This is a genomic window from Acidimicrobiales bacterium (assembly GCA_036491125.1).
Lineage (GTDB): Bacteria > Actinomycetota > Acidimicrobiia > Acidimicrobiales > AC-9 > AC-9.
Window position 1 is genome coordinate 1 of record DASXCO010000114.1, and the last position, 4,020, is coordinate 4,020.

Genomic DNA, 4,020 nt, shown 5'->3' on the forward strand with positions numbered 1-4,020 from the left:
GAGAGGCCGCCATAGGCCGAGCATGCCCGGCAACGGAGCTGCGAACGTTCCTGCTCACCGACATCGAAGGCTCGACGACCGTGTGGGAGAAGGAGCCGACGTCGATGGCCGCAGCCGTCGCTCGTCACGACGCCATGGTTATCGACACGGTGGAGTCGCAGGGCGGGAATGTCGTCAAGAGCCGCGGTGAAGGTGACTCCACCTTTGCCGTGTTCGAGCTGGCCAGCGACGCGGTGACGGCGGCCGCCTCCCTCGCCCGTGCCTTCGCCTCCGAGCCGTGGCCCACTGAGGCGCCGATCCTGGTCCGCATGGGGCTGATGACCGGTGAGGCCGAAGAGCGTGGCGGCGACTTCTTCGGCGGGACGGTGAACCGGGGGGCCCGGCTGCGCTCCATCGCCCTCGGCGGCGAGATCGTGCTCGGAGAGTCGGTGGCGGCGCTCGTCGCCGGCGCCCTTCCTCCCGGAACGGCGATCGTCGACCGCGGCTGGCAGCCGCTGCGCGACCTTCAGCGGCCCGAGCACGTGTTCCAGCTCCGGCTGGAGCTCGACGGCGACCAGGATCGGGACGAGGACATATCGGCCGCGTCGAACCTCACGTGGATACCCCCCTCCCGGGGACCGTTCGTGGGGCGCGCCAGCGAGGTGCGCCTCCTCGACGAGGCCTGGTCGAGGGCAGCGGCCGGCGAACGGTCCCTCGCTCTCGTGGCCGGAGAGCCTGGCATCGGCAAGACCCGGCTCGCCGCCGAATTGGTGGAACGCGCCTCTCAGCGCGGCGGTCTCGTGCTCTACGGACATTGGGACGAAGAGGCTCTGTGGCCGTTCCAGGCCTTCCGGGAGGCACTCAGCTACTACGGGCTTTCCTGCTCGAGAGCGACCTTGCGCGCCGACCTTGGTGAGCGGGTCCGGGAGCTCGCCAGGCTGCTCCCCGAGCTCGCCGACCGGATCGGCGGTGGCACCCCGCTCCGGGCCGACCCCGACACCGAAAGGTACCGGCTGTTCGAGGCGGTCGACGGCTGGCTCACGGGAGTGGCGAGCCGTGACCCCGTCTTGCTGGTGCTCGACGACCTGCACTGGGCCGACCGGCCTTCCCTCCTGATGCTCCAGCACCTCATGCGGGGAAAGGCGACCTCTCCGCTGATGGTGCTGGCGACCTACCGCCAAACCGAGGTCCACCCGGGCAGCGACACCTGGGCCGCCCTGGCCGCCTTCCGCCGGATGAACGGGTTCGAGCGGGTGTCGCTGGAAGGCTTGGCGGCGGACGAGGTGAGCGAGCTGTTCGAGAGCATCGCGGGCCACCGGTCACCGAGCCAAGGCCCTGGGGTGATCGGGCTCCTCCAACAGGAGACCGGAGGGAACCCGTTCTTCCTCGGCGAGATTCTCCGCCATCTGCTCGAGATCGGGGTGGTGCGCACAGACGCGGAGCACCCCGGGGTCCCAGCCGCAACAGAGGCGATCGAGATCCCCGAGAGTGTCCGCGAGGTGGTCCAGGCTCGGCTCGCTCGCCTGTCCGACGGGTGCAGGAAGGCCCTCGCCGTGGCTGCCGTCGTGGGAGCGGAGTTCCAGTCGGAGACCGTGTCCTCGGCGGGCGGCATAGCCGACGACCTGCTGCTCGAGGCGCTCGAGGAGGCTCTGGCCGCGGGCGTGGTGGTCGAAGGATCCAGGGCGGACGATCCCTACGTCTTCGCCCACGCCGTCATCCGCAAGACCATCCACGAGGGGCTGAGCCAGAGCCGACGGGCACGCCTGCACCATCGGATCGCCGTGGCCCTCGAGACGAGCCGGGGCACGAGTGGTGCTCATGTGGCCGAGCTGGCCTACCACTTCGGTCAGGGGGCGGCTGCCGGCGGTGCAGACAAGGCTCTGCACTACGCCCGTCGGGCGGGCGACCAGGCCGTGGAGCAGGTCGCCTACGAGGCTGCGGCGCGACACTACCGGCACGCCATCGAGCTGCTGGGCCGTGTCGATCCGGGGGCCGCTGCGCTTCGCGGCGAGCTCCTACTTGCCCTCGGCGACGCCCACAACCGAGCGGGGGAGGTGACAGCCGGGGCGGAGGAGTTCATCCAGGCTGCAGACGTTGCTCGCGTCCTCGACAGTCCGACCCTGCTGGCGGAAGCCGCCCTGGGCCTCGGTGGGGCGCTGCCCGCGGCGGTCCGGCCCGATCCCAGCGCCCAAGCCCTGCTCGAAGAAGCCCTGATCCACCTGGGGAATGACGACAGCCGCTATCGCGCCCTCGCCCTCGGACGCCTGGCCCATCGGATGCACCACGTCAGCTCGCGCGACGAGCGGGCCGCCCTGTGCGACGAGGCCGTGCCGATGGCCCGCCGCCTGGCAGACCGGACCACCCTGGCCGCGGTGTTGACTTCCAGATACTGGGCCCTCGACGGACCGGACGACCTGGATGGGCAGCTCAGCGCGGCCACCGAGATCGTGCACCTTGGCGCGCAGCTCGACGACCACGAGATCGTCCTGCACGGCCTGAAGGCCTCCTTGCACGTGCTGTTCGAGACCGGCGAGCTGGCTGGGGCTGACGAGGTCGCCGCCCGAATGAGCGCCCTGGCCGGTGAGCTCCGCCAGCCCGAGTATCTCCGCCTGGCGATCATGTGGGATGCCATGAGGGCCGGCCTGGAGGGTCGATTCTCCGAGGCGGATCGTCTCGCCGCCGAGGTGCGGTCCTTCTTGCGAGACAGCGGGCACGCACAAGCGGGGCCGATCTATTTCGCCTTGACCCTTCCCTGGCGCTGGCTACGAGGCCGCCTGGCCGATGCCAGGCCCGGGCTCGATCGGGCGGTGGACCGCGACCCGACCAGGACGATCTGGCACGCCCTGTCGGCATGGACGTGTGCCGAGACCGGTCAGCTCGATCAGGCCAGGTCCGCGCTGGAGGCGATCTCCATCGAAGGCCTGCAGCGGCTCGACCGCAACTTCGACTGGTGGGACGTCCTCGTCGCGGTGACGAATGCATCCTCCCTGACCGGCCAGACCGAGTGGGCGGAGTGCGTCCGGACGCTGATGCTGCCCTACGAGGAGCGCAATGCCACGATCGGGCAGGCGGCGTTCCTCGGAGCGGTGTCCCACCACCTCGGAGTGCTCTCCGCCGTGCTCGAGCGGTGGGAGGACGCAGTGGGGTACTTCGCCGTCGCCCTCGAGCGTCACCGGGCGATGAATGCCCGGCCGTTCGTTGCTCTGACCCAGCGGGCATACGCAGACGTGCTCGTCGCCAGGTCCGGGTCCGGTGACCAAGCCCTGGCGCGAGAGCTCGCCGAAGAGGCCACGAGAACAGCGTCGGAGATGGGCCTCAAGGCGGCGGCGCTGCGGTCCGATTGAGGTGCGCAGCGATACCCGGATAGACATCGCGCGCGGCGTCTCGCCCGATGAGACCGTCCAGGTGGGCGTAGTCGTCGAGCTCTGAGCAGGTGTAGAGCGAAGGGTCGTTGTGGGCTCGCAGCCACCTGAGGGTGTGATCGCTCCCCTGGGGTCGAAAGATGTAGTTGCGCTTCCCGATGACGAAATGGATCGGGATGGCGAGGCGCTCGGGATGAGCGAGGTAGACGTTCTCGCCCTTGTGGTCGACGGCTCGGCGCTGCCGCATGATCAGCGCAATCTGGTCGAAGGCCTCCAACTGACCAGCACCGAACAAGCTGTTCAGCGCCTGGTGGGTCTCCTCGTTGAGCTGGGCGTGGCGGTGTGTGCAGCCGTAGATGGCGCTGATCCAACGGCACACCGCCTGGCCGCAGCGTTCCTCGCGTGGGATGGGGGCCGCTCTGAGCAAGAGGTCGAGAAGGTAGTCGGGCACGCGCCGCTGCAGCTCGGGAGAGACCTGGCGCAGTCCCACGAGCTGGACGATTCGGCCCACGCGTACGGTGGCCTTGAAGAGATTGAACGCGGAGGTGACCGGCTGGGTGGTGAACTGCGAGCAAGCAGCCGACCGGACCCCGTCCATGCCGGCCAGCAGTGCCATGAGGAGCGTCGCCGAGCCCACGCAGTGGCCCACCGCCTGCACGGTGTCGGCACCCGTGACCCG

General features: G+C 69.7%; 2 protein-coding genes. One reads left to right on the top strand and one right to left on the bottom strand.

The features are described 5' to 3' along the window. The coding region (locus VGF64_09725; GenBank protein ID HEY1635025.1) for an AAA family ATPase at positions 1-3,323 on the top strand (3,323 nt) is incomplete at its 5' end. On the opposite strand, the gene VGF64_09730 is transcribed toward VGF64_09725, so the two are convergent. Beyond that, the coding region (locus VGF64_09730; protein ID HEY1635026.1) for a hypothetical protein at positions 3,295-4,020 on the bottom strand (726 nt) is incomplete at its 5' end. The two genes, VGF64_09725 and VGF64_09730, sit on opposite strands and share 29 nt — an antisense overlap.